General features: G+C 71.9%; 5 protein-coding genes. 4 read left to right on the plus strand and 1 reads right to left on the minus strand.

The window, feature by feature from the left end; translation table 11 throughout:
- Positions 1 to 841 (minus strand): SAM-dependent methyltransferase (locus tag ACWGIG_RS35605; RefSeq protein ID WP_453325845.1); only part of this gene is annotated, 841 nt, incomplete at its 3' end.
- A gap of 248 nt (positions 842 to 1,089) precedes the next feature.
- Between ACWGIG_RS35605 and ACWGIG_RS35610 the strand changes: the two genes are divergently transcribed.
- The 4 genes from ACWGIG_RS35610 to ACWGIG_RS35625 form a co-directional block, all read left to right on the plus strand.
- Positions 1,090 to 1,479, plus strand: a complete 390-nt coding sequence (locus ACWGIG_RS35610; RefSeq protein ID WP_453325846.1) for a hypothetical protein — start codon at positions 1,090 to 1,092, stop codon at positions 1,477 to 1,479.
- Positions 1,476 to 3,308, plus strand: a complete 1,833-nt coding sequence (locus ACWGIG_RS35615) for a GMC family oxidoreductase (protein ID WP_453325847.1) — start codon at positions 1,476 to 1,478, stop codon at positions 3,306 to 3,308. The genes ACWGIG_RS35610 and ACWGIG_RS35615 overlap by 4 nt, the downstream gene beginning before the upstream one ends.
- On the plus strand, positions 3,305 to 4,168 hold the full coding sequence (locus tag ACWGIG_RS35620; protein WP_453325848.1) for a hypothetical protein: 864 nt from the start codon (positions 3,305 to 3,307) through the stop codon (positions 4,166 to 4,168). Before ACWGIG_RS35615 ends, ACWGIG_RS35620 begins: the two co-directional genes overlap by 4 nt.
- 71 nt (positions 4,169 to 4,239) lie before the next feature.
- Positions 4,240 to 4,736, plus strand: a 497-nt coding sequence (locus ACWGIG_RS35625; protein WP_453325849.1) for an AMP-binding protein, incomplete at its 3' end; no start/stop codon positions are given.

The following is a 4,736-nucleotide window of genomic DNA, read 5'->3' on the forward strand; positions in this document are numbered from 1 at the left end:
GGGGCACACCACCCTCCACCGGCCGCCCCCCCCCCCCCCCGAAGCCCCCGCCCCCACCCCCGCGCAGGCCCGGCCCGCCCGTCCCGGGGCCCCACTTCGTGACCTCGGCAATTCCCGGATCGAGGAGGTCCAGGCCATCGAAGAAGTGCGTGATCTCATCGATGCTGCGTACGTAGTAAGGGACCGCTCCGCTTGCGTTGTAGGCCTCCGACGCCGCGATCATGCCCGTACTGGTGGAGGTGCTGTCGCTGATCACCAAATGGCTGCCGGACGGCAGGCCGGCCATCAGTTCGGACACCAGCGTTCGCGCCTGGTCGTAGTCGGCCACGTGGCCGAGGGTGTTGAGGATCACGAGGGCGACCGGCCGGGAGAGATCCAGCGTCGCTGCGGCGGCCCGCAGGATGGCATCGGGTTCGTACAGGTTGGCGTCGATGTAGGCCGTCTCCCCTTCCGGCGTGCTCGTGAGCAGGGCGCGGGCGTGGGCGAGTACCAGGGGATCGTTGTCGACGTACACGATCTTCGAATCCGGTGCGGTCCGCTGGGCGACCTCGTGGGTGTTGTCGGCGGTCGGCAGGCCGGTGCCGATGTCCAGGAACTGCCGGATGCCCTGCTCCGCGGCCAGATGACGGACCGTACGACCCAGGAAGTGGCGGCTCGTGCGCGCCACGTCGACCAGTCCGGGAAAGATTCCCTGGATGTGGTCCCCGAGCTCACGGTCCACTTCGTAGTTGTCCTTGCCGCCCACGAAGTAGTTCCAGAAGCGCGCGGAGTGCGGCTTGGCCGTATCGATCCGCTCGCTCAGTTCGGCGGCTGAGACAGCTCGGGGTTCACGGTCCGACACGGGGCGCCTCCAAGGGGACGTTCTTGAGTGATCAACCCCCAACCTAGACGCACCCATGAATGGATTGCACACATCCGTCCGGACCAACTCCGCACACAGCAAAACGATTTCCCGTGACCAGCCGCAGCTGAACCGTCCGGTATCCGTAGTCCCCCCCGTTCCTGACGCTTCCGTGGCCGCGCGTGGGAACAGGCCAATCTCGTGGCGGTCCAGCATGGTCACCGCGGCGACGGGGCACGGTTGGCCCCGTGCTGACGACAACAGACGAAGCAGCCGACTTCACCGCGCTCTCGGCGCGGCTGACCGGGTTCGACGCCGAGTGCCTCCGCGCGACGGGGCTCGTCGAGGTGTACGCGGCCGTGGCCGTGGAGCAGCTCGGCGCGGACCTCTTCGAGCGGCTGCTCCGCGGGCGGGACCGGGCGATCGCGGGTCCGGACGGCGACCGGAGGGACGCCGCGCGTGCCGTGACGTACCTCTGGTACACGGGTAGCTGGCCCGGTCCGCCGTCGTTCGTGGTGTCACCGCGCTCCTACGCCCAGGGGTTGGTCTGGCGGTCGGCCGGGGTCATCGCTCCCGCCACCGCACCTGCCGGGTACGGAAGTTGGGCCGAGCGGCCGTCCGGGGCCGGGGTCCGGTGACCCGGTACGACGTGATCGTCGTCGGGGCGGGCGCAGCCGGTTCTCTCGTCGCGCAGCGGCTCGGAGAGCGCGGTCGCCGCGTCCTGGTTCTGGAGGCCGGCGCGAGTGCCACGGATCCCGGGCAGGGCGAACCTGACCCCCTCACCACGTACCTGACGGCGTCCGCGAAGGTGCCGGGATCGCCCTACAGGGCTCGGCCCGCCGCACCCTGGCCGGAGGTGACCGACGTCGTCGGCACGGACGAGCCCCCCGGCTTCCGGGCGGCCGGCCATCTGCTCCAGAACGGCCCGCTGCCGTACGCCAGCGGCTACGTCCGCGTCAACGGCGGCACCGGAAACGTCTGGACCGGCCTCGCGCCGCGCATGCTGCCGGAGGACTTCGACACCGAAGCCTTCGGGTACGGTCGCCGCTGGCCGCTCACGTACGACGACCTGGAGCCCTACTACCGCGCGGCGGAGGAGGAGCTGGGCGTGGCGGCCGACGCCGCCGAGCAGCGCGCGCACGCGGGGCTGCCGCTCCCCGACGGCTACGTCTTCCCCATGCGACCCCTGCCCGCCAGCTACCTGGACCGGGTCCTCGCGGCGCGCCTCGACGGTCGGCGCGTCAAGGATCCGGTCGCCCTGACCGAGGCGGACCTGCGGGTGGTCGGCACCCCGCAGGCCCGCAACAGCACCCCCGACCCCGCCTACGACCACGGCCGCGGATACGTTCCGCGCGGGGCGCGCGGACGGCCTGATCCGGCCAACCGGTGCCAGGGACACGCCTCGTGCATCCCGCACTGCCCCTCCTACGCGAAGTACACCCCGCTCAAGACGCAAGGGCGCTGGAGCGACTCGGTCCTGCTCCAGGACCGGGCCGTCGTCAGCCGCGTCCTCGTCGACGGGAGCGGCCGGGCCACGGGTGTGGAGTACCGGTCGTACGACGGCACGGCGACCGTCGCCCACGCCGATGTCGTCGTGCTCGCCGCGCACGCCGTCGAGAACGCCCGGCTGCTCCTCCTGTCCCGGCTCGCCGAACGCAGCGGCCAGGTCGGGCGCAATCTCATGGACCACCCCGTCCTGCTGACCTGGGGTCTGCTGCCGCACGCCGTCGGCCCCTACCGCGGGCCCGGCTCCACCTCCGGCTTCGAGGGTTTCCGTACCGGACCCGCGCGCCGGCTGCGGGCGCCGTTCCGCATCGAGATCGGCAATTGGGGATGGGTCTGGGCCAAGGGTCCCGTCGACGGCGAGGTGGCCCGGCTCCTCACCGAGGAGCAACTGTTCGGAGCGGAGCTGCGGCGCGCGGTCGGCGACCGGGTCGGCCGCCAGTTCACCCTCCAGTTCGAGATGGAGCAGAGCGCCGACCCCGCCAACCGCGTCACTCTCGACCCACGCGCGCGCGACCCGCTCGGACTCCCCCGGCCCCTGGTCACGTACGACCTCGACGACCACGTGAAGGACGGCATGGCCGCCGCCCGGGCGGTCTCCGACCAGATCTTCGCGCTGCTCGGCGCCGAGGACCACACCGACTACGCGCCCCCGGCGGCCTGGCCAGGACGCTTCGAACACGGCGGCCGTACCTACGGCTACCGCGGCGCGGGGCACGCCGCAGGCACCCACCTCATGGGCGACTCCCCGGCCACCTCGGTGGTCGACTCGTGGCAGCGCTGCTGGGACCACCCCGGTCTGTACGCCGTCGGCTGCGGCAGCATGCCGTCGGTCGCCACCGCCAACCCGACCCTGACCATGGCCGCCCTCGCCCTGCGCAGTGCCGAACGCATCGAGGCCGACCTCGTCGCACGTGACCGCCCCACCCCGCTCACCCCGAGAACCACAGGAGCACCCGCATGAGCCCGCTGCCCTTGCCGCCGGTACCCGAACCCTTCCAACTGCCGTTCCACTACGGGGCCCTGCACCACCTCGGCATCGACTGGCTGGTCGATCCGGGGCCGGTCCGTGATCTCCTCGCCAAGCACCACCCCGACCTGACGGCTGCCGAGTTCGACGGGCGGGCGCTGGTGTCGTTCAACTACCAGCTGTACTTCGCGCAGTACGCGTTCGGCGGCGGAGTCACCCAGGAGATCGAGTACAACGTCATCGCCTTCCCGACCGCCGACGGCGACCGGATCCCGCGGCTGACCTACGCGCAGTACGCGCAGGGCTGGGACCAGACGAAACTGCTCGGCATCGCCCGCATCCACGTCCTGTGCGACAACCCTTTCGCCATCGGCGCCGGGCGCGCACTGTACGCGGAACCGAAGTACCCCGGCTGGTTCGAGGTCGACCTGCCCTCGATGAACGGCCCTGCGGGCGAGAAGTGGACCGTGCACGGCAAGGCGGCCGACACCGGCCGGGACGGCACCCTGGAGAAGAGCGCGACACCGTTGTTCTCCCTGACGGCCGATCTGGACGGCATCGCCGCCGTCCCCGCCAACAACACGCCCATCACGGGCTACGGCACCGAACCGGACGGCCGCTTGCTCGCCGGTCCCATGAACGTCTACCAGCCGTACCGCTGGTACGACCTCGGCGCCCCCGAGCACGCCGACCGCGTGCGCCTGACCCTCCACGCCCCGGACAGCGGCCTCGGCCAGGACACCCGCTCTCTCGTCGCCGGCACCCCGGCCGCCGGCGCCTGGACCTACCAGTCGCCCCCGGTCGCCGCCCACAACCGCCCCTACTACCTGCCTTCCCGACCGTCGGCGGACTGACGTTCTCCTGAGGTCGGTACGGTGTCCCGGCGGGGCTCTGAAAGTGCGCTCCGTGGCGCGAAGGGGTGGCCATGACCAAGATGAGTGTCCGTCAGATCCAGTCGTTGTCCCGGGTGTTGAAGGCTCACGCGGAGCTCCGGGGCGGCCGGACCGCCTTCCAGGACGCGCGGCGGAGCGTGACGTACCACGAGCTGCAGAGCCGGACCGCGCGACTGGCCGGCCATCTGGCGGGGCTGGGCGTGGAGCGTGGGGACCGGGTGGCGCTCCTCATGGGCAACCGCGTGGAGTGGGTGGAGAGTTGCCTGGGGGTCCTGCGGGCGGGAGCGGTGGGGGTGGCACTCGACCCCGGGGCGACCGATGCGGAGCTGGCGTACTTCCTCGACGACTGCGGCGCGGTCGCGCTCGTCACCGAGGAGGCGCTGCTGCCCCGGGTCGCCCGACTGGCCACCGGGCGGCGTCAGTTGCTCGTCGTGGCCGTGGCCAGCACGGACACCGGGGCGGGCACGGACACCCGGGAGAGCACGGACACCGGGGCGAGCGCAGAAGCCAGGGCGGGCGGGGCGCCCGC

Source organism: Streptomyces sp. NPDC054863, assembly GCF_053610825.1.